Here is an 18,831-nt window from a genome sequence, read left to right on the forward strand (position 1 = left end):
AGATCGCATCAAGACCGGTCAAGGCCTCATCAAGGGCAGCGGGAACGGCGATCCCGCGACGTTGACTCGACGTCATGAGTCTCGAAACCGGCCTCCTCATCTCCCTGGTGGCCCTTCTGATCGGCTACCTCGTCGCGTCCCTCGTCCACCCGGAGAGGTTCTGATGACTGACGCCGTCGCAGGCGTGCTGAGCCTGCTCGCCCTCGTCTCCCTCCTGGCACTCGCCTACCGACCGCTCGGCGACTACGTCGCCCGCACGCTCGAGAGCCCGCGGCACACCCGAGTCGAGCGCGGCGTCTACCGCCTGGCCGGCGTGAACCCGGGCGCCACCCAGAGCACGCGGTCGTACGCGCTCGCGGTCGTCGGCTTCTCGGTCGTGAGCCTGGTCCTCCTCTTCCTCCTCCTGGTGGCGCAGTCCTTCCTGCCGTACTCGCGGGGCATGGACGGCATGCCGTGGGACATGGCGCTCAACACCGCCGTGTCCTTCGTGACCAACACGAACTGGCAGTCGTACGCGGGTGAGTCGACGCTCGGCTGGACCGCGCAGGCCGCCGGTCTCGCCGTGCAGAACTTCGTCTCTGCCGCGGTCGGGATCGCCGTCGCGGTCGCGCTGATCCGTGGTTTCACGCGAAACCGTTCCGACCAGCTCGGCAACTTCTGGGTCGACCTGGTGCGCGTGACGCTGCGGGTGCTGCTGCCGATCGCCTTCGTCGGCGCCGTCCTCCTCGTGGTCGCCGGAGTCGTCCAGTCGTTCACCGGCGACCAGGTCGTCGACACGATCACGGGCGGCCAGCAGACCATCACGACCGGGCCGGCCGCGAGCCAGGAGGCGATCAAGGAGCTCGGCACCAACGGCGGTGGCTTCTTCAACGCGAACTCGGCCCACCCGTTCGAGAACCCGAACGGTTTCTCCAACCTCGTCGAGATCTTCCTCATGCTGGTCATCCCGGTGGCCCTGACCCGCACGCTCGGCACGATGCTCGGCAACCGCAAGCAGGGCTACGCCGTGCTCGGTGCGATGGCGGGCCTGTTCGTCACCTCGCTCGCGATCACCACGTGGGCCGAGGTCGGGGCGCACGGCAGGTCGGCACAGGCCGCGGGCGCTGCGATGGAGGGCAAGGAGACCCGGTTCGGCGAGTGGGCCTCGGCGCTCTTCGCGACGGTCACCACCGGCACGTCGACCGGGGCGGTCAACGCAGCCCACGACTCGTACACCCCCACCGGAGGCGGCACTGTCCTCGTCAACATGATGCTCGGCGAGGTGACGCCCGGCGGGGTGGGCGCCGGCATCTACGGCATCCTCGTGATGGCGATCCTCGCGGTCTTCGTGGCCGGCCTGATGGTCGGGCGTACGCCGGAGCTGCTGGGCAAGAAGATCCGGACGACCGAGATGCGCTACGTCGCGCTGTACACCCTCACGACGCCCGCCCTCGTGCTCGTCGGTGTCGGTATCGCGATCGCGCTGCCGAGCACCGCCGACGCCCTCGGCAACCCCGGTGGCCACGGCTTCTCCGAGGTCGTCTACGCCTTCACGTCGGCAGCCAACAACAACGGCAGCGCCTTCGGCGGCATAACGGTGACGTCGACCTTCTTCCAGCTGATGCTCGCCACGGCGATGCTCCTCGGCCGGTTCGTCCCGATCCTCTTCGTGCTCGCGCTGGCCGGTTCGCTGGCGCGGCAGGGCAAGGTCCCCGCGACCGCCGGCACCCTTCCCACCCACACTCCCCTGTTCGCGGGCCTGCTGGTCGGCGTCATCCTCGTGATGACCGGCCTGACCTACTTCCCCGCGCTCGCCCTCGGTCCGATCGCGGAGGCCCTCGCATGACCCTCTCCCTGCTCCTGGCCCAGGTCCCCACGGCCCTGGCCAAGCTCGACCCGCGCCACCTCTGGCGCAACCCGGTGATGTTCGTGGTGCTCATCGGCTCCGTCCTCACCACGGTGCTCGCCGTGACGGACCCGGGCGGCTTCACGATCGCGGTCGCGGTCTGGCTGTGGCTCACGGTGATCTTCGGCAACCTCGCCGAGGCGGTCGCGGAGGGTCGCGGCAAGGCCCAGGCGGCCTCGCTGCGCGCCGCGCGCAAGGACACGGTCGCACGGCGGCTCGACGGCGACGGCACGGAGAGCGCGGTCCCCGGGACGGAGCTGACGATCGGTGACCTGGTGGTCGTCGAGGCCGGCGAGGTCATCCCGGGGGACGGCGACGTCGTGGAGGGAATCGCCTCCGTCGACGAGTCGGCGATCACCGGCGAGTCCGCTCCGGTCATCCGCGAGGCCGGCGGCGACCGGTCCGCGGTCACCGGCGGCACCACCGTCCTGTCGGACCGGATCGTCGTCAGGATCACCGCCGCCCCGGGCAGCACGTTCCTCGACACGATGATCGCGCTCGTCGAGGGCACGAGCCGGCGCAAGACCCCGAACGAGAGCGCCCTGACGATCCTGCTCTCCAGCCTCACGATCGTCTTCCTGCTCGCCGTGGCGACGCTGGCACCGATGGCGGACTACGCCGGCGCGCCGCAGCGCACGCTGGTGCTGGTGGCGCTGCTGGTCTGCCTCATCCCGACCACGATCGGCGCCCTGCTCTCGGCGATCGGCATCGCCGGCATGGACCGTCTCGTACGGGTGAACGTGCTCGCGATGTCGGGGCGCGCCGTGGAGGCGGCCGGTGACGTCGGCACGCTGCTCCTCGACAAGACCGGCACCATCACGTACGGCAACCGCCGCGCGACGGCGTTCGTCCCGCAGGCGGGCCTCGACGTCGCGGCGCTGCGCGACACCGCTCGTCTCTCCAGCCTGGCCGACCCGACCCCCGAGGGCCGGTCTATCGTCGAGCTCGCTCTCGCGCAGGGCGCCGCGGACTCGGCGCTCCCCGACCGCGCGGAGGTCGTCGAGTTCTCCGCGACGACGCGGATGTCCGGGCTCGACCTCGCCGACGGGACGCAGGTCCGCAAGGGCGCCGCGTCGGCGGTCCTGGCCTGGCTCGGCGACACCGTGCTCCCGCCGAGCGTCGAGTCGGCCGTCGAGCGGATCAGCGCCGAGGGCGGTACGCCGCTGGTGGTCGCCGTGCGCGGAGGGGCGGGCGACCGCATCCTCGGCGTGGTCCACCTCAAGGACGTCGTGAAGCCAGGCATGGTCGAGCGCTTCGCCGAGCTGCGCCGGATGGGCATCCGCACCGTGATGGTGACCGGCGACAACGCGATCACCGCCAAGGCGATCGCCGCGGAGGCCGGCGTCGACGACGTGCTCGCGGAGGCGACCCCGGAGGACAAGATGGCCTTCATCCGCCACGAGCAGTCCGGAGGACGCCTCGTCGCGATGACCGGTGACGGCACGAACGACGCACCGGCGCTCGCGGCCGCCGACGTCGGCGTCGCGATGAGCTCGGGCACCTCGGCCGCGAAGGAGGCCGGCAACATGGTCGACCTCGACTCCGACCCGACGAAGCTCATCGACATCGTCGAGATCGGCAAGCAGCTGCTCATCACACGCGGCGCCTTGACGACGTTCTCGGTCGCCAACGACGTCGCGAAGTACTTCGCGATCATCCCGGCGATGTTCGTCGCCGCGTACCCGAGCCTCGAGTCGCTGGACGTCATGCGCCTGCACAGCCCCGAGTCCGCGATCCTCTCCGCCGTCATCTTCAACGCCCTCATCATCGTCGGCCTCATCCCGCTGGCGCTGAAGGGCGTGATGTACCGCGTGAGCTCGGCAGCCGGGCTGCTGCGCCGCAACCTCCTGGTCTACGGGCTCGGCGGCCTCGTCGCGCCGTTCGTCGGGATCAAGCTCATCGACCTCCTCCTCGCGAGCCTCTTCGGCTCCGCGCTCTGAGCCGCACGGCTCGTCTCTCCGAGAAAGGGCATCCATCATGACCACGACCACTGCCTCGACCGAGCGCGACGCCGACGCTGCGCCGGCGCACGCCCCGATCGGCGCGGGGCTGCTGCGCCAGACCGCCACCGGCCTGCGCGTCCTGCTCCTCCTCACCGTCATCCTCGGGATCGGCTACCCGGCTGCCGTCTGGGCGGTCGGCCAGGCCGTCGCCGAGGACCGGGCGAACGGCCAGATCGTGGAGGTCGACGGCACGCCTGTCGGCTCCGCGATCCTCGGGCAGGCGTTCGACGACCCCGCGCTGTTCCACTCGCGCCCGTCGGCCGCCGCGTACGACGGTCTGGCGAGCGCGGCGAGCAACCTCGGGCCCTCCAACCCGGACCTCCTCGCCTCGATCGAGGAGCGACGCGCAGCCGTCGCCGCCGAGGAAGGTGTGGCCCCGGCCGATGTCCCGCCCGACGCACTCACCGCCTCGGCATCGGGTCTCGACCCACACATCTCGACCGCGTACGCCGAGCTGCAGGCGCCCCGCGTCGCCGAGGCCAACGGCTTGAGCGAGGCGCGGGTGCGCGACCTCATCCACACGAGCACGACCGGACGGACCTTCGGCTTCCTCGGCGAGGAGGGCGTGAACGTCCTCCTGCTCAACATCGCGGTCCGCGACGCCGCGGAGGGCTGACAGGATGGCGGGTATGGACCACCCGCCCACACGTCGCGGGCGGCTCCGGGTCTATCTCGGGGCCGCCCCCGGCGTGGGGAAGACGTACAAGATGCTCGACGAGGCGCAGCGCCGCGCCGCGCGCGGGACCGACGTCGTCGTCGGCTTCGTCGAGACCCACGCGCGCGTCCACACCGCCGAGCAGCTCGACGGGCTGGAGATCGTACCGCGTCGCCGTGTCGCCTACCGCGGCTCGTCGTACGAGGAGATGGACCTCGATGCCGTCCTCCTCCGCAGGCCGGAGGTCGCGGTCGTCGACGAGCTCGCCCACACCAACGTCCCTGGCGTGGAGCACGCCAAGCGCTGGGAGGACGTCGACGTGCTCCTCGACGCCGGGATCGACGTCATCACCACGGTCAACGTCCAGCACCTCGAGTCCCTCAACGACGTGGTCGAGGCGATCACGGGGGTGCGCCAGCGCGAGACCGTCCCGGACCACGTCGTGCGGGACGCCGACGCCGTCGAGCTGGTCGACATGAGCCCGCAGGCCCTGCGTCGGCGGCTCGCGCACGGCAACGTCTACGCCGCCGACAAGGTCGACGCCGCGCTCTCGCGCTACTTCCGCGAGGGCAACCTCGCCGCACTGCGCGAGCTCGCGCTGCTGTGGGTCGCCGACCGCGTCGACGAGGGGCTCGAGCTCTACCGCCAGAAGCACCGCATCAACGCGACCTGGCCGACCCGCGAGCGGATCGTGGTCGCGGTGACCGGAGGACCGGAGTCGCCGACGCTGCTGCGCCGCGCGGCGCTGATCGCGGGCCGCACCGCCGGCGGCGAGTGGCTCGCCGTCTACGTCGCGCGCGGCGACGGGCTCTCGGGCACCTCGCCCGACCAGCTCGCGCGGCAGCACACGATGGTCAAGGACATGGGAGGCAGCTTCCACACGGTCGTCAGCGACGACGTCGCGACAGGGATCCTGGAGTTCGCACGCGCCGAGAACGCGTCGCAGATCCTCATCGGCGCCAGTCGCCGCGGGCGCTGGTCGACGGCCTTCCGCCCGGGCGTCGGCGAGCGCGTGATCGACGGCTCGGGCGACATCGACGTCCACATCGTCAGCCACGACCAGGCGCGTCAGGGCACCCGCGACCGCCAGCGGCGACCGGACCTCGGCCTGCGGCGGACGGTCGTCGGCTACGTGCTCGGCGTGCTCCTCCCGATCGTGACGGCGCTGCTCCTGGTCGCCACGTCCGACCTCCACGACCTCACGCTCGAGTCGATGCTGATGCTCAGCGTCGTGGTCGTGGTCGCGATCGTCGGGGGACTGGTCCCCGCGCTGGTCGCGGCCGTGATCTCGGCGGTGCTGCTCAACTGGTACTTCGTGGAGCCCCTCCACACGCTCACGATCGCCCGCGGCCAGTACGTCGTGGTCATCGCGGTCTTCGTCGTCGTCGGGGCTGCGGTCGCCTCGGTCGTCGACCTGGCGGCCGGGCGCGCGGCGCAGGCGCGGCGGGCGTCGTCCGAGGCCGACGCGCTCGCCGTCCTCTCGCACAGCCTGCTCCGCGCCGGCGAGAGCCTCCCCGCCGTCCTCACCCAGGCGTGCGAGGTGTTCTCGATGACCGGGGCGGCGATCCTCGCCCGGGACGAGAAGGGATGGACCACGGTCGTCGCGCACGGGGACGCACCGGCGTCGGTCGACACCGCGGACGTCGACGTCCCGATCGACGACCGCACCTTCCTCGTCCTGCGCGGGCGGACGCTCGCCGCCTCCGACCGCCGCCTCGTGACGGCGTACGCCGCGCACGCCGCCGTCATCCTCGAACGCGCCCGCGCCGCGACCGAGCAGGCGCGCGCCGTGCAGCTCGCGGAGACCGACCGGACGCGTACGGCGCTGCTGGCCGCCGTCTCGCACGACCTGCGCAGTCCGCTGGCCGCGATCAAGGCCGCGGTGTCGAGCCTGCGCAACGACGAGATCGCCTGGTCGGAGGAGGACGAGGCCGAGCTGCTGATGACGATCGAGGAGTCGGCGGACCGGCTCGACGCCCTGGTCGCGAACCTGCTCGACATGAGCCGGCTGCGGACCGGTGCGATCACCGCCCTGCCCACCGACGTCGACGTCGAGTCCGTGGTGCGCCGAGCCGTCGCTCCCCTGCCCGAGGCCGACCGGGTCGACGTCCGGGTCGACGCCGACCTGCCTCTCGTGCACGCCGACGCCGGGCTGCTGGAACGGGTCCTCGCGAACCTGTGCGAGAACGCGCTGAAGCACACCGACAGCCGGGTCACGGTGCAGGGATCGGCGTACGTCGAGTCCGACGGCGTCCCGCTGGTGTGCCTGCGGATCGTCGACCACGGTCCGGGGGTGCCGTCGGACGCCTTCGACCAGCTCTTCGCCCCCTTCCAGCGGCTGGGCGACGTCCCGCAGGGAGACGGGGTCGGCCTCGGGCTCGCCGTGGCGCGCGGGCTGACCGAGGCGATGTCGGGCACGCTGGACGCCGAGGAGACGCCCGGCGGCGGGCTGACCTTCGTCCTGTCGCTCCCTCGGGCGAAGGCGACGGACGGTGCACCTGAGGCGGAGGTCGCGCCGTACCGGCCGGAGCCGGAGGACGCGACGGACCCGGCCGTCGAGGAGGACAGGCGATGACGTTCGTGCTCGCGGTCGACGACGACCCCGCGATCCTGCGGACGCTGCGGATCAACCTGCGGGCACGCGACTACGAGGTGGAGACCGCCGGGGACGGACGGTCGGCGCTGCAGATCGTGGCCGAGCGCGAGCCTGACGTGATCGTGCTCGACCTCGGGCTGCCGGACGTCAGCGGCACCGCGGTGATCCGCCGAGTCCGCGCGACGAGCAACGTCCCGATCGTCGTGCTGTCCGCCCGGCACGAGTCGGACGACAAGGTCGAGGCGCTCGACGCGGGGGCCGACGACTACGTCACCAAGCCGTTCGGGATGGAGGAGCTGCTCGCGCGGGTGCGGGCTGCGGTCCGCCGTGGAGGTGCCGTGCCGTCTTCGTCCCACGCCGTCGCCATCGACGGGCTCGTCCTCGACCCGGACGACGGCACCGCCACCAAGGACGGCGCCGAGGTCCACCTCACCCCGACCGAGTGGCGCATCGTGGCGGCGCTGCTGCGACGGCCCGGCCGGCTCGTCCGGCAGACCGAGCTCCTCCGTGACGTGTGGGGTCCGGCGTACGAGCGCGAGACCCACTATCTGCGCGTCTACCTCGCACAGATCCGCCGCAAGCTCGAGGACGACCCGGCGAAGCCGAAGCACTTCCTCACCGAGCCGGGGCTGGGCTACCGCTTCGTCGCGTGAGGGTGCGAGCCGCAGCGTCGGCTCACCCCGTCACCGCACCGCCGGCCGGTCGATGATCCAGCGCCACGTCCCGTCGGGCTGCCGTCGCGCGACCTCGCAGGTCGCGCCGCCCGCGCCGGCGCTCATCGGCAGCACCGTCGTCGTCAGCGCGAGGTCACCCCGCACGAGCGGGCGCCTCGGGATGCCCGCACGCACGGGGCGGTGCGCGGCGAGCGCCCGCGTGTAGAAGGCGCGGATGTCGTCGTGGCCGACGGCGACGCGACCGTCGGGCAGCTCGAGGACGGCGGTCGGCTCGTAGAGGGCCACCACCCCGTCGACGTCACGGGCGACGAGGCGGTCGACGAGCTGCGCGCTCAGCTCGTCGGGGGTGCGGGGAGCGGCGGACGGAGCGGGCCGGAGCGACGACGGAGTGGACATGTGTTCGACCGTACGAGGCACCTCGGACAGTTCCGCCGGGACCGTCTGCGGGTGGCGGTAGCGTCGCGCCATGAGCAGCTTCCGTGACGCCCCGCGCCTCCCGATCACGTCCGTCGCCCAGTGGCGCGGGTGGCTCGCGGAGCACCACGACGATCCCGAGCCCGGCGTCTGGATCGTCTGGGAACGGGTGGCCGCGGACCGCCGCGTGTCGTACGAGGAGCTCATCGAGGAGGCGCTGGCCTACGGCTGGATCGACGGCCAGGCGGCGACGCTCGACGACGAGCACTCCATGATGTGGCTGACGCGGCGCCGCCCGGGCTCGGTGTGGAGCCGGCTGTCGAAGGAGCGGGTCGAGCGGGTCGTGCAGTCCGGCCGCATGACGGAGGTCGGTCAGGCCGCGATCGACCGCGCGAAGGCCGACGGCTCGTGGACGATCCTCGACAGCGTGGAGGACCTGGTCGTCCCCGACGACCTGGCCGCGGCGTTCGACGCGGTCCCGGGGTCGCGGGACCGCTACGAGGCGTTCACCCCGGGCCAGCGCAAGCAGGTCCTCCGCTGGCTCGTCGACGCCAAGCGGCCGGCGACCCGGGAGAAGCGCATCGCGGAGACCGTGCGCCTCGCCGCAGAGGGAGTGCCGGCCAACAACCGCTGACGGCGGTCGCCGTACCGGTCAGCCGATCGGCTGCAGGAACTCGAGCCGGTTGCCGAACGGGTCCGCGGCGTAGAAGCGCCGGTGCCCGGGGAACGCGTCGTCCCACGTCACGTCGACGCCGGCCGCGCCGAGGCGGGACGCGACGTCGTCGATGCGCGCGACGAGGATCCCCGGGTGCGCCTTGCGGGCCGGCTCGAAGTCCTCCTCGACGCCGAGGTGCACCTCCACACCCCCCGACCGGAACCAGCACCCGCCCCGGGCGGCGAGCTCCGGCGGCTTCTCGAGCTCGTGCATCCCGAGCGCCCCGGCCCAGAACGCCCGGCACGCGTCCTCACCGCCTGCCGGGATCGCGAGCTGCACGTGGTGCAGGTGGACGAAGGCGAGGTGCTCGGGATCGGAGTGGGGGTCGGTCATGCCCACACGCTAGCGGCGCTCCGGCGCGCGCCGGTACGGCCTGTCGTCGGAACATGCGGGCGGACTCGGCGGTTGACCCTGACGTGACCGCCTCCCCCGCCGCCCCCGACTCCGACGTGGACGTCGTCGTGGTCGGTGCCGGCCAGGCGGGTCTCTCGGCGGCGTACCACCTGAAGCGGCTCCGCGCCTCCTTCGTCGTCCTCGACGCCAACCCCGGCCCGGGTGGCGCGTGGCAGCACCGGTGGCGCACGCTCACGATGCGCGACGTCCACGGCATCGCGATGCTCCCGGGGCTCGACGTGCCCGGGGTGGTTGACGACCAGGCCGCGCGGGACTTCGTGCCGGCCTACTACGCGGCGTACGAAGAGCGCTTCGACCTCCCCGTCGTCCGCCCGGTGCGGGTGCTGCGGGTCGAGGACGCGGAGCCGGGCTCGACCGACGGCGACCTCCTCGTCCGCACCGACTCCGGCACCTGGCGCGCACCGGCGGTGGTCAACGCGACCGGCACCTGGGAGCGGCCGTTCTGGCCGTCGTACCCCGGCGCCGCGTCGTTCCGTGGGCGACAGCTGCACACCGCCGACTACACCGGGCCGGAGGACCTGGCCGGCCTCGACGTCGTCGTGGTCGGCGGTGGCGCGTCCGCGGTCCAGATCCTCGGCGAGGTCGCGCCGCTGGCCGCGTCGACGACCTGGGTCACCCGGCGCGAGCCGGTCTGGCGTACGGGCGACTTCGACCCCGACGCCGGTCGGGAGGCGGTGGCGCTGGTCGAGGAGCGGGTACGCCGCGGGTTGCCGCCGCAGAGCGTGGTGAGCGTGACCGGGCTGATGCTGCGCCCGCAGGAGCAGCGTGCGGCCACCCTCGGGGCGTACGAGCGCCACCCGATGTTCACCCGGGTCGAGCCCGACGGCGTCCGGATGGCCGACGGGAGCTTCCGGCACGCGGACGTCATCGTGTGGGCGACCGGGTTCCGCGCGGCGCTCGGACACCTCGCGCCGCTGCACCTGCGCGAGGACACCGGCGGCGTACGCCTCGTCGCCCGGGAGGACGCGCACACCCCGACGACCGCGGCGCGCGACCACCGCGTGCAGCTGGTCGGATACGGGCCGTCGGCGTCGACGATCGGGGCCAACCGGGCCGGACGCGTCGCCGCCCTCTCCGCGCTGCGCACCGTCCGCGCCCGCGACGCCGCCGCCTGACGGTTTGCCACGCCAACGTGGCCGACTCCGGTCGGCGCAGCATCCTCGCCCGCGCCGCCGCGGCTTGCCACGCCGACGTGGCAAACCGCGGAGGAGGAGCGGCAACGAAGACGATGCAACCCTATGCAGTGCAACGAGTTGCATATACACTCCTCGACATGGCTCTGGAGCACGCGATCCTCGTCTCGCTCGCCGAACGCTCGGCGACCGGCTACGACCTGACGCGCCGCTTCGACAAGTCGATCGGCTTCTTCTGGAAGGCGAGCCACCAGCAGATCTACAAGGTGCTCGGCCGGATGGAGGGCGACGGCCTGGTCGCATCGAAGGCCGTTCCGCAGGAGGGCCGCCCGGACAAGAAGGTGTACGCGATCACCGAGGTCGGGCGGGACGCGATCCAGGAGTGGTCACGCACGCCGAGCGCGTCGGAGACCGCCCGCAGCGACTTCGCGGTCAAGCTGCGCGGGCTGCCGTACGGCGACCGTGACGCGATCCTCGCCGACGTCGACCGCCGTGCCGCGACGCACCGCGAGCGCCTCGCGTACTACCGCGCCGACGAGGCGCACAGCTTCCCCGACCCCGACGCGCTCGACGACGCGCAGCGCGCGCAGTACGCGGTGCTGCGCGGCGGCATCCTGCTCGAGCAGGCGGGGCTGGACTGGTGCGAGGAGATCCTGGGGCTGCTGGGGGGTCTCGATACGCCGGGGGGTCTCGATACGCCGGGGGGTCTCGATACGCCGGCTCGTTCCTCGCCGGCTACTCGACCACCAGGGAGCGCGGCTACTCGACCACCAGGGAGCGCGGCTACTCGACCACCGGGGCGCGGCGGGAGCGCAGCGCGGTGAACGCCACCCACAGCACGCCGAGCGCGATCGACACCGCCGCCACGATCAGCACCGCGTGCACCCACAGGAATCCGGTCGGGGTGCTGTCGCCGACCGCACCCTCCCACGCCCGCTCGTCGTTCCACACCGCCATCCCGAACCGGGGCCAGATCACGATGTTGAACACCCCGGCGAGCACCAGGAACCACGCAGCACGTCGAGAGATCACCCGTCCAGTGAACACCAGGGGTCCCCATGCCTGAGCAGCACAGTCTCGAGAACAGCCCGTACCCGCACCTCCTCTCCCCCCTCGAGGTCGCCGGCTTCACGCTGCGCAACCGCGTGATGATGGGCTCGATGCACACCAAGCTCGAGGACCGGGCGAGCGACGTGCCGAAGCTCGCGGCGTACTTCGCCGAGCGGGCCAAGGGCGGCACGGCACTCCTCGTCACCGGCGGGTACGCCCCGAGCTGGCGAGGCTGGCTCAGTCCCCTCGGCTCCACGATGGCCAGCACGCGCCTGGCCGACCGGCACCGCGAGGTCACCGACGCCGTCCACGCGCACGACAGCCGGATCCTCATGCAGGTGCTGCACGCGGGGCGCTACGGCTACTCGCCGTTCTCGAAGGGCGTGTCGAGCAAGCAGTCCCCGATCACGCCGTTCAAGCCGAGCGCGATGAGCACCCGCGAGGTCGGGCGTACCGTCGACGACTTCGTCCGTGCGGCGAGGCTCGCTCAGCGCGCGGGGTACGACGGCGTGGAGATCATGGGCTCCGAGGGCTACCTCATCAACCAGTTCCTCGCGGCCCGCACCAACGACCGTACGGACGCGTGGGGCGGCAGCGCCGAGAAGCGGATGCGCTTCCCGGTCGAGGTCGTCCGGCGCATCCGGGAGGCGGTCGGCGAGCGGTTCATCGTCCAGTACCGCATCTCGCTGCTCGACCTCGTCGACGACGCGCAGTCGTGGGACGAGACGCTCGAGCTCGCGCACAGGATCGAGGCCGCGGGCGCGTCGATCCTCAACACCGGCATCGGGTGGCACGAGGCGCGGGTGCCCACCATCGTCACCTCGGTGCCGCGCGCCGCGTTCGCCTGGGTGACCGCCAAGCTGCGTCCCGAGGTCGGCATCCCGGTCATCGCCTCGAACCGCATCAACACCCCCGAGGTCGCCGAGCAGATCCTCGCCGACGGCCAGGCCGACATGGTGTCCATGGCGCGGCCGCTGCTCGCCGACGCGGAGTTCGTCAACAAGGCCGCCGAAGGCCGTGCGGACGAGATCAACACGTGCATCGCGTGCAACCAGGGGTGCCTCGACCACACCTTCAAGAACAAGCGCGCGACGTGCCTGGTCAACCCGCGGGCCGGGTACGAGACGGAGCTGCGGCTCCTGCCGGTCCCGAAGCCGCGTCGCAAGCGCGTCGCGGTCGTCGGCGCCGGTCCGGCGGGGCTCGCCGCGGCGACCGAGATCGCCGACCGCGGTCACACGGTCACGTTGTACGAGGCCGACGACCACCTCGGCGGACAGTTCCGGCTCGCGCGACGGATCCCCGGCAAGGAGGAGTTCGCCGAGACGCTCCGCTACTACACGCGCCGCCTCGAGGTCACCGGCGTCGAGGTGCGGCTCGGTGTGCGCGCGACGACGGCGGACCTGGCGGCGTACGACGAGGTGGTCGTGGCGACGGGCGTCGTCCCGCGGGTGCCGGAGATCAAGGGGCTCGACCACGCGAGCGTCGTGTCGTACCCAGACGTCATCGACGGCCGCGCGGAGGTCGGCGAGAAAGTCGCGATCATCGGCGCCGGCGGGATCGGCTTCGACGTCGCCGAGTTCCTGCTGCACGAGCCCGACGAGGAGCTCGGGGCGTGGATGGCGCGCTGGGGGGTGACCGACCCCGCGCTCGAGCCCGGCGGTCTCGCCACCAAGGTCAAGGCTCCGCCGAGGCGCGAGATCTGGTTGCTCCAGCGCAAGGACGCGCCGCTCGGCAAGGGCCTCGCGAAGACCTCGGGCTGGGTGCACCGGGCCACGCTCAAGGACTCCGGTGTCCACATGCTCGGCGGTGTCGCGTACGACTTCGTCGACGACGCCGGGCTCCACCTGACCGACCGCGACGGCAACGCCCAGGTGCTGCCGGTGGACACGGTCGTCGTGTGCGCGGGGCAGGAGTCGGTCTCCGACCTCGTGGAGCCGCTGCGCGAGGCCGGCGTGAGCGTGCACGTCATCGGCGGCGCCGACGTCGCCGCCGAGCTCGACGCCAAGCGCGCGATCCGTCAGGCCACGGAGCTCGCCGCGCAGCTCTGACCGGGACGACCCGCAGGACGTGCGATTCCCGCTCCTGCGGCCCGCTGCGCGCGGGCGGGACGGGAATCGCACGTCGTCGCGGTGGCCGGGTCCGCGCCATGATGGCGGCATGAGACTCGCGTACGGCTGCATGGGACTCGGCTCCGCCGGCCCGACCCCGACCGCCGAGGAGCTGGACCGCGCCGACGCAGCGGTGACCACCGCGTACGACGTCGGCATCCGCCTCTTCGACCACGCCGACATCTACGGCGGCGGCACCGCGGAGGAGGTGTTCGGAGCGGTCCTCGCCCGTCATCCGGGGCTGCGCGACGAGATCGAGATCCAGACCAAGTGCGGGATCGTGATCGGCGGCGCGGAGAACGGCAACGCGTACGACTTCTCGCGCGAGCACGTCCTCGCGTCGGTCGACGGGAGCCTCACGCGGCTCGGGGTCGACCGCGTCGACCGGCTGCTGCTCCATCGCCCTGACCCGCTCGCCCGCCCGGGGGAGATCGCCGACGCCTTCGAGGTCCTCGTCGCGGCCGGCAAGGTCGGCGCGTTCGGGGTCTCGAACATGTCCGCCGCGCAGATCGCGCACCTGCGCGGCTCCGTACGCCAGCCGCTGGACGTCAACCAGGTCGAGCTCGGGCTGCACCACCGTGACCTGATCGAGGCCGGAGTGCTCGTGAACCACCCGGACGCGACCGCGTACGCACCGGTCGCCGGCACGCTCGAGTACTGCACCGACCACGCGATCACCGTCCAGGCGTGGGGACCGCTGGCGCAGGGCCGGTTCACCGGAAGGCCTCGCGGCCCCGAGGACGAGGAGCCCGCGGCGCTCGTCCGCCGGTACGCCGACGCCCTCGGCGCCGCCCCCGAGGCCGTGGTCCTCGGCTGGCTCCTCAAGCATCCCGCCGAGATCATCGCGGTGATCGGCACCACCGACCCCCAGCGCATCCGGGCGTGCGCCGACGCGGAGCAGGTCGCCGAGGCGATGACGCGCACCCAGTGGTGGTCGTTGTGGACGGCCGCACGTGGTAAGCCGGTGCCGTGACTGCGACCCCCCAGCTGCTCCAGCCGAACCTCGTCCACCACTTCTACGCCGGCGGCGCCCGCATCGCCGCGCTGCGCGGACTGCCCCCGGTCGAGCGGTGCCCGGAGGAGTGGGTCGGTGCGACCGTGTCCCGTGCCGACTCCCCGACCGTCGGCCTGGCCCGGACGACGGACGGAGCCCTGGTCCGCGACCTCGTCGAGGCCGACCCGGAGGGCTGGGTCGGTGCCGCGAGCGACGGCGCCGCGACCCTCCCGGGAGACACCGGCATCCTGCTGAAGCTGCTCGACGCCGGCCAGCGCCTGCCGGTCCACGTCCACCCCGACCGCGACTTCGCCGCGCGGCACCTCGACTGCCCGTACGGCAAGACCGAGGCATGGTTCGTGCTGGACGCCAGCGGTGACGCCGCCGTCTACCTCGGCTGGAGCACCGACGTCGATCCCGACGAGCTCGCCGAGCGCCGCGACGCGCAGGACGGCGACTGGATGCTGAGCCGGCTGAACCGCATCCCCGTACGCCCGGGCGACGGCTTCCTCGTCCCCGCGGGCACGCCGCACGCGATCGGGGAGGGCGTGTTCGTCGCCGAGGTCCAGGAGCCGACCGACTTCTCGATCCTGCTCGAGTGGTCGATCACCACCTCGACGCGGGAGGAGTCCCACCTCGGGCTCGGGTTCGACCGCGCGATGGAAGCGGTGTCCATCACGGCCCTCGACGCCGACGACCTCGCTCGCCTCACCGTCCACCACGACCTGGCGGACCGTGCCGCGACCCCGGTGCCGTTGCTGCCGGAGGCGGGGGACCCCTTCTTCCGGCTGCACCTCCTGTCCCCTGACCACGGCGACGCTCCGCAGGTCCCCGAAGGCTTCGCGGCCCTGGTCGTGCTGTCGGGGACCGGCGTCCTCGAGGGCACCACCGCGGTGCCGGTCGGGGGCGGCCAGTCGTGGGTGGTCCCGGCCGCGTTCGGGCCGTGGCGCCTGGTCGGCGACGCCCGGGTGCTCGTGGCCCGTCCTGGCGAGAGGTGGCGCGGCTCGCCCGTCGGGCGCATCGTGGGGTGATGTCGTCCCGCGTCACCGCCCTCGGACCTGCCGTCCTCGCGGCCGCGACCGTCCTCGCCGGCCTCCCCGGCAGCGCGCCGGCCGCGGCGGCGCCAGGCTCGTCGGCCACGTCGTCGACGGCCGTCGTCCAGGCCATGCTCCGCTCCGCCGGCACCGTCCGGCTCGACGGCGTGACCGTGCGCCTGCGGGCCGGCACGCGCCAGGTCGTGACCGTCAACCGCACCCGGTCGTACCGCGCCCGCGTCACCTACTGGGTGCTGCGCGACGGACGCTGGGTCGTCAAGCGACGCACGACCGACGGGCGCATCGGGTACGGCGGGCTGGTCGCCGCGACCAAGCGCAAGCAGTCGACGGGGACCACGCCGCTCGGCACGTTCACGATGACGGAGGCGTTCGGGCTGCGTCCGCGTCCGAGCGGCACGGCGCTGCCGTACCGGAAGGTTCGCAAGGGCGACTACTGGGTGCAGGACAACCGCTCGGCGTTCTACAACACCCTGCGCAACAAGGGCGCCGGCGGCTTCCGGTGGTGGCTGCCCGCGTCGAACCCCAACGCCTCCGAGCGGCTCCGCGACTACCGCCGCCAGTACGTCTGGTCGATCGTCATCGACTTCAACCGCCCGCCGAATGCGGTCCGCTACCGCGGGTCGGGCATCTTCCTGCACGCGAACGGCAAGGCCGCGACCGCGGGATGCGTGTCCGTTCCGGCACCTTTCGTGAAGTTCGTCCTGAAACGCCTCCGCGCGAACCGTGCACCGGTCATCGCGATCGGCCGCTAGCGCCGTTTCAATCTGACGACATCGGGCACCTGCACTAGCGTCATTGGCGTGCGGCAGGACGCCGTACGAGTACCTGGGTCCCCCGGCCCGGGAGAGGAGTGGAAAAGCATGACGTTCTTGCTCTGGATCCTTGCAGTCATCCTCGTGGTTGCCGGCATCGTGGCGCTGGTGCGCCGCCAGTTCCTCTGGGGCATCGTCCTCATCATCGTGGGCCTCCTCGTGGGCCCGGGTGGCGTGAGCGTCTTCAACTAGCCGCAGAGCACGTAGGCTGGCGACATGGAGCTCGTGATCCTTGTCGTCATCGCCGCGATCGCCCTGTACCTGGTCAGCGAGCGTCGAAAGACGAAGGCGCGCGAGAGCGCCGAGCTCGCTGACCAGGTCGCGGCGGTCCGCAAGACCGCGTTCGAGGACGTCACCGCCCTCGGCGAAGAGCTCCAGAAGCTCGACGCCGACCTGGTCGGGACGCCGCTCGACGAGGGTGCCAACGCCGACTACCAGCGGGCCCTCGATGCGTACGAGTCGGCGAAGACGGCCGTGGATGCCCTCGAGAAGCCCGAGGACGTCCGGCACGTCACCGAGATCCTGGAGGACGGGCGGTACGCGATCGCGTGCGTCCAGGCGCGGGTGGTGGGCGACCCCCTCCCCGCGAAGCGCCCCCCTTGCTTCTTCGACCCCCGCCACGGCCTGTCCGTCGAGGACGTCCAGTACGCGCCGATCGACGGGGTCGTCCGTGACGTCCCTGCCTGCGCGCTCGACGCCGAGCGCGTCAAGGCCGGCGCCGACCCCGACACCCGCAAGGTGATGGTCGGGGCACAGCGCGTCCCGTACTGGCAGGCGGGCCCCGCCTACGCGCCGTACGCGGCCGGCTACTTCTCCGCGTTCGCCTTCATGCCGGCGCTGTTCATGGGCACGATGCTCGGCGGCATGTTCGCCACCGATGCCGGCCTCGATCCCGCTGAGTACGGCGACGGCAGCGATGCCGGTGGCGACGGCGGCGACTTCGGTGGTGACGGCGGCGGTGACGCCGGTGGAGATGCCGGTGGCGACGGCGGCGGCTTCGGCGACTGGGGCGGCGGCGGTGACGGCGGCGGGTTCGACTTCGGCGGCGGCTTCGACTTCTGACCGCTGATGCCTGACAAGGTCGCCTACCTCCTGCGGGCCGTCAACGTCGGCGGCAACAAGGTCCCGATGGCCGAGCTCCGTACGCTCGCGTCCGACCTCGGAGCGACCGACGTCGCCACGTACGTGAACTCCGGCAACCTCGTCTGCGTCCCGCCCGGGGATCCCGTGACGTTCGGGTCGGCACTCGAGGCGGGGATCGCCGACCGCATGGGCGTGACCACCGACGCGATCCCGCGGACGGCCGCCGAGCTGCGGGCGGCGCGCAAGGCCTTCCCGTACGAGGTCCACGAGGAGAAGTTCTGCTATGTGTGGTTCCTCGCAGGCAAGCCGACCGCGAAGGCGGTCAAGGCCGTGGAGGCGTACGACTTCGGCGAGGACCAGATCACCGCGATCGGCCAGGACCTCCACATCCGGTACGCCGACGGCGCGGGCCGCAGCCCGGTCACCGCTCCACGGCTCCTCAAGCTCTGCGGCGTCCCCGGCACGGGGCGCAACCTGCGCACGGTCGAGAAGCTCGCCGCGATGGCCGAGTGAGTCTCAGAGGTCGGCGACGGGCGCCGCGGTCGGGGGCGGCGTACCGATGCTCTCGACCGGGAGGTCGACGGCCCGCTCGGCGGTGAGCCGCGCCCGTTCGATCCGGTCGAGCCGGAACCATCGGAGCTCGTCCTGCGCGCGGCAGCGCGCCACCAGGTACCACGAGCCGCGCGTGGACGCGAGGATCTGCGGGTCGACGCGACGGTCGGTGACGGTTCCCGAGCCGTCGCGATAGCGCAGCGAGACGACGCGCCTCTCGTGGAGCGCCTGCTCCACGGCCCGCCGCGAGCGGGCGTCGCCCGCGACGTCCTCCGCGTGGTCGATCCACACGCGTTCGGAGAGGGCGGTCGCACGCAGACGCGTCGGTGGCGCCATGCCGTCGAGCACCTTCGCGAGCGCGGCACGCGCCTGCGCGTCGAACGGCTGACCCCGGTGGGCGGAGATCGCCGCGGCGAGTCCCGAGACCTCGGCCTCGGAGAAGTTCAGCGGCGGGAGAGTCGCGGCGGGGTCCACGACGTAGCCGCCGTGGCGACCCAGGCGCGCCCAGATCGGGAACCCGCCCTGCTGCAGCGCGGACACGTCGCGCTTGATCGTCCGGACGCTGACCTCGTACGTCGCGGCCAGCTGCTCGGCGGTCCGGCCCCGCGTCCCGGCGCGGCGCAGCTCCTCGCGGATGGCGTACAGCCGGTCGGTGCGGTTCATGAGAAAAAGGGTGCCACAAGGGTGA

Annotated in this window: 20 protein-coding genes; 16 read left to right on the plus strand and 4 right to left on the minus strand. The window is 72.5% G+C overall.

Annotated elements, in window-relative coordinates:
- The first annotated feature begins 74 nt into the window (after positions 1 to 74).
- The 6 genes from ACQSSQ_RS15230 to ACQSSQ_RS15255 are packed head-to-tail and all read left to right on the plus strand — an operon-like array spanning position 75 to position 7,792.
- Positions 75 to 164: a potassium-transporting ATPase subunit F gene (locus tag ACQSSQ_RS15230; RefSeq protein WP_431327930.1), complete on the plus strand. Its 90-nt coding sequence runs from the start codon at positions 75 to 77 to the stop codon at positions 162 to 164.
- Positions 164 to 1,825, plus strand: coding sequence for a potassium-transporting ATPase subunit KdpA (gene kdpA / locus ACQSSQ_RS15235; protein ID WP_431327931.1), 1,662 nt, complete (start codon positions 164 to 166; stop codon positions 1,823 to 1,825). The genes ACQSSQ_RS15230 and kdpA overlap by 1 nt, the downstream gene beginning before the upstream one ends.
- Complete coding sequence (kdpB, locus tag ACQSSQ_RS15240) at positions 1,822 to 3,825, plus strand: potassium-transporting ATPase subunit KdpB (RefSeq protein ID WP_431327932.1); 2,004 nt, start codon at positions 1,822 to 1,824, stop codon at positions 3,823 to 3,825. Before kdpA ends, kdpB begins: the two co-directional genes overlap by 4 nt.
- A gap of 37 nt (positions 3,826 to 3,862) precedes the next feature.
- Positions 3,863 to 4,504: a potassium-transporting ATPase subunit KdpC gene (kdpC, locus tag ACQSSQ_RS15245; RefSeq protein WP_431327933.1), complete on the plus strand. Its 642-nt coding sequence runs from the start codon at positions 3,863 to 3,865 to the stop codon at positions 4,502 to 4,504.
- A 13-nt stretch (positions 4,505 to 4,517) separates the two neighbouring features.
- Complete coding sequence (locus ACQSSQ_RS15250) at positions 4,518 to 7,118, plus strand: DUF4118 domain-containing protein (RefSeq protein ID WP_431327934.1); 2,601 nt, start codon at positions 4,518 to 4,520, stop codon at positions 7,116 to 7,118.
- Positions 7,115 to 7,792, plus strand: coding sequence for a response regulator (locus ACQSSQ_RS15255; protein WP_431327935.1), 678 nt, complete (start codon positions 7,115 to 7,117; stop codon positions 7,790 to 7,792). The genes ACQSSQ_RS15250 and ACQSSQ_RS15255 overlap by 4 nt, the downstream gene beginning before the upstream one ends.
- 30 nt (positions 7,793 to 7,822) lie before the next feature.
- Here ACQSSQ_RS15255 and ACQSSQ_RS15260 read toward each other — a convergent pair whose 3' ends face one another.
- Entirely contained in the window at positions 7,823 to 8,209 is a 387-nt protein-coding gene (locus ACQSSQ_RS15260) for a YybH family protein (RefSeq protein WP_431327936.1), read from the minus strand.
- Between the two features lie 70 nt (positions 8,210 to 8,279).
- Between ACQSSQ_RS15260 and ACQSSQ_RS15265 the strand changes: the two genes are divergently transcribed.
- The gene (locus ACQSSQ_RS15265; protein WP_431327937.1) at positions 8,280 to 8,861 is read left to right on the plus strand and encodes a YdeI/OmpD-associated family protein; all 582 of its coding nucleotides are present in this window, start codon (positions 8,280 to 8,282) and stop codon (positions 8,859 to 8,861) included.
- An 18-nt stretch (positions 8,862 to 8,879) separates the two neighbouring features.
- Here the strand turns inward: ACQSSQ_RS15265 and ACQSSQ_RS15270 are convergent, their stop codons facing one another.
- Positions 8,880 to 9,275: a VOC family protein gene (locus ACQSSQ_RS15270; protein ID WP_431327938.1), complete on the minus strand. Its 396-nt coding sequence runs from the start codon at positions 9,273 to 9,275 to the stop codon at positions 8,880 to 8,882.
- Positions 9,276 to 9,358: 83 nt separating this feature from the next.
- Here ACQSSQ_RS15270 and ACQSSQ_RS15275 point away from each other — a divergent pair, with 83 nt between their 5' ends.
- Entirely contained in the window at positions 9,359 to 10,471 is a 1,113-nt protein-coding gene (locus tag ACQSSQ_RS15275; RefSeq protein ID WP_431327939.1) for an FAD-dependent oxidoreductase, read from the plus strand.
- Positions 10,472 to 10,629: 158 nt separating this feature from the next.
- The gene (locus ACQSSQ_RS15280) at positions 10,630 to 11,313 is read left to right on the plus strand and encodes a PadR family transcriptional regulator (RefSeq protein ID WP_431327940.1); all 684 of its coding nucleotides are present in this window, start codon (positions 10,630 to 10,632) and stop codon (positions 11,311 to 11,313) included.
- Here ACQSSQ_RS15280 and ACQSSQ_RS15285 read toward each other — a convergent pair.
- Complete coding sequence (locus ACQSSQ_RS15285) at positions 11,273 to 11,521, minus strand: SCO4848 family membrane protein (RefSeq protein WP_431327941.1); 249 nt, start codon at positions 11,519 to 11,521, stop codon at positions 11,273 to 11,275. The two genes, ACQSSQ_RS15280 and ACQSSQ_RS15285, sit on opposite strands and share 41 nt — an antisense overlap.
- A 26-nt stretch (positions 11,522 to 11,547) precedes the next feature.
- Here ACQSSQ_RS15285 and ACQSSQ_RS15290 point away from each other — a divergent pair, with 26 nt between their 5' ends.
- The 7 genes from ACQSSQ_RS15290 (at position 11,548) to ACQSSQ_RS15320 (ending at position 18,104) form a co-directional block, all read left to right on the plus strand.
- Complete coding sequence (locus tag ACQSSQ_RS15290) at positions 11,548 to 13,587, plus strand: NADPH-dependent 2,4-dienoyl-CoA reductase (RefSeq protein ID WP_431327942.1); 2,040 nt, start codon at positions 11,548 to 11,550, stop codon at positions 13,585 to 13,587.
- Positions 13,588 to 13,696: 109 nt separating this feature from the next.
- A complete protein-coding gene (locus ACQSSQ_RS15295) occupies positions 13,697 to 14,620 on the plus strand; it encodes an aldo/keto reductase (protein ID WP_431327943.1) in 924 nt (307 codons plus the stop codon).
- Complete coding sequence (locus ACQSSQ_RS15300; RefSeq protein WP_431327944.1) at positions 14,617 to 15,672, plus strand: class I mannose-6-phosphate isomerase; 1,056 nt, start codon at positions 14,617 to 14,619, stop codon at positions 15,670 to 15,672. The genes ACQSSQ_RS15295 and ACQSSQ_RS15300 overlap by 4 nt, the downstream gene beginning before the upstream one ends.
- Positions 15,672 to 16,448, plus strand: coding sequence for a L,D-transpeptidase family protein (locus ACQSSQ_RS15305; RefSeq protein WP_431327945.1), 777 nt, complete (start codon positions 15,672 to 15,674; stop codon positions 16,446 to 16,448). The genes ACQSSQ_RS15300 and ACQSSQ_RS15305 overlap by 1 nt, the downstream gene beginning before the upstream one ends.
- A 108-nt stretch (positions 16,449 to 16,556) precedes the next feature.
- On the plus strand, positions 16,557 to 16,700 hold the full coding sequence (locus ACQSSQ_RS15310) for a GPGG-motif small membrane protein (RefSeq protein ID WP_431327946.1): 144 nt from the start codon (positions 16,557 to 16,559) through the stop codon (positions 16,698 to 16,700).
- A 24-nt stretch (positions 16,701 to 16,724) separates the two neighbouring features.
- Entirely contained in the window at positions 16,725 to 17,570 is an 846-nt protein-coding gene (locus ACQSSQ_RS15315; RefSeq protein WP_431327947.1) for a hypothetical protein, read from the plus strand.
- Between the two features lie 6 nt (positions 17,571 to 17,576).
- Positions 17,577 to 18,104 carry a DUF1697 domain-containing protein gene (locus tag ACQSSQ_RS15320; RefSeq protein WP_431327948.1) on the plus strand — a complete coding sequence of 176 codons (528 nt, stop codon included), beginning with the start codon at positions 17,577 to 17,579 and terminating at the stop codon, positions 18,102 to 18,104.
- A 3-nt stretch (positions 18,105 to 18,107) separates the two neighbouring features.
- Here the strand turns inward: ACQSSQ_RS15320 and ACQSSQ_RS15325 are convergent, their stop codons facing one another.
- Positions 18,108 to 18,806, minus strand: coding sequence for a helix-turn-helix transcriptional regulator (locus tag ACQSSQ_RS15325; RefSeq protein ID WP_431327949.1), 699 nt, complete (start codon positions 18,804 to 18,806; stop codon positions 18,108 to 18,110).
- Positions 18,807 to 18,831 lie beyond the last annotated feature (25 nt).

The organism is Mumia spirodelae, assembly GCF_050632745.1.
Lineage (GTDB): Bacteria > Actinomycetota > Actinomycetes > Propionibacteriales > Nocardioidaceae > Mumia.

What these genes read in the sequence shown, in the direction of transcription:
- ACQSSQ_RS15230 (WP_431327930.1), top strand. Translation starts at nt 75, where the DNA reads ATGAGTCTCGAAACCGGCCTCCTCATCTCCCTGGTGGCCCTTCTGATC.
- kdpA (WP_431327931.1), top strand. Translation starts at nt 164, where the DNA reads ATGACTGACGCCGTCGCAGGCGTGCTGAGCCTGCTCGCCCTCGTCTCC.
- kdpB (WP_431327932.1), top strand. Translation starts at nt 1,822, where the DNA reads ATGACCCTCTCCCTGCTCCTGGCCCAGGTCCCCACGGCCCTGGCCAAG.
- kdpC (WP_431327933.1), top strand. Translation starts at nt 3,863, where the DNA reads ATGACCACGACCACTGCCTCGACCGAGCGCGACGCCGACGCTGCGCCG.
- ACQSSQ_RS15250 (WP_431327934.1), top strand. Translation starts at nt 4,518, where the DNA reads ATGGACCACCCGCCCACACGTCGCGGGCGGCTCCGGGTCTATCTCGGG.
- ACQSSQ_RS15255 (WP_431327935.1), top strand. Translation starts at nt 7,115, where the DNA reads ATGACGTTCGTGCTCGCGGTCGACGACGACCCCGCGATCCTGCGGACG.
- ACQSSQ_RS15260 (WP_431327936.1), bottom strand. Translation starts at nt 8,209, where the DNA reads ATGTCCACTCCGTCGTCGCTCCGGCCCGCTCCGTCCGCCGCTCCCCGC.
- ACQSSQ_RS15265 (WP_431327937.1), top strand. Translation starts at nt 8,280, where the DNA reads ATGAGCAGCTTCCGTGACGCCCCGCGCCTCCCGATCACGTCCGTCGCC.
- ACQSSQ_RS15270 (WP_431327938.1), bottom strand. Translation starts at nt 9,275, where the DNA reads ATGACCGACCCCCACTCCGATCCCGAGCACCTCGCCTTCGTCCACCTG.
- ACQSSQ_RS15280 (WP_431327940.1), top strand. Translation starts at nt 10,630, where the DNA reads ATGGCTCTGGAGCACGCGATCCTCGTCTCGCTCGCCGAACGCTCGGCG.
- ACQSSQ_RS15290 (WP_431327942.1), top strand. Translation starts at nt 11,548, where the DNA reads ATGCCTGAGCAGCACAGTCTCGAGAACAGCCCGTACCCGCACCTCCTC.
- ACQSSQ_RS15295 (WP_431327943.1), top strand. Translation starts at nt 13,697, where the DNA reads ATGAGACTCGCGTACGGCTGCATGGGACTCGGCTCCGCCGGCCCGACC.
- ACQSSQ_RS15305 (WP_431327945.1), top strand. Translation starts at nt 15,672, where the DNA reads ATGTCGTCCCGCGTCACCGCCCTCGGACCTGCCGTCCTCGCGGCCGCG.
- ACQSSQ_RS15310 (WP_431327946.1), top strand. Translation starts at nt 16,557, where the DNA reads ATGACGTTCTTGCTCTGGATCCTTGCAGTCATCCTCGTGGTTGCCGGC.
- ACQSSQ_RS15315 (WP_431327947.1), top strand. Translation starts at nt 16,725, where the DNA reads ATGGAGCTCGTGATCCTTGTCGTCATCGCCGCGATCGCCCTGTACCTG.
- ACQSSQ_RS15320 (WP_431327948.1), top strand. Translation starts at nt 17,577, where the DNA reads ATGCCTGACAAGGTCGCCTACCTCCTGCGGGCCGTCAACGTCGGCGGC.
- ACQSSQ_RS15325 (WP_431327949.1), bottom strand. Translation starts at nt 18,806, where the DNA reads ATGAACCGCACCGACCGGCTGTACGCCATCCGCGAGGAGCTGCGCCGC.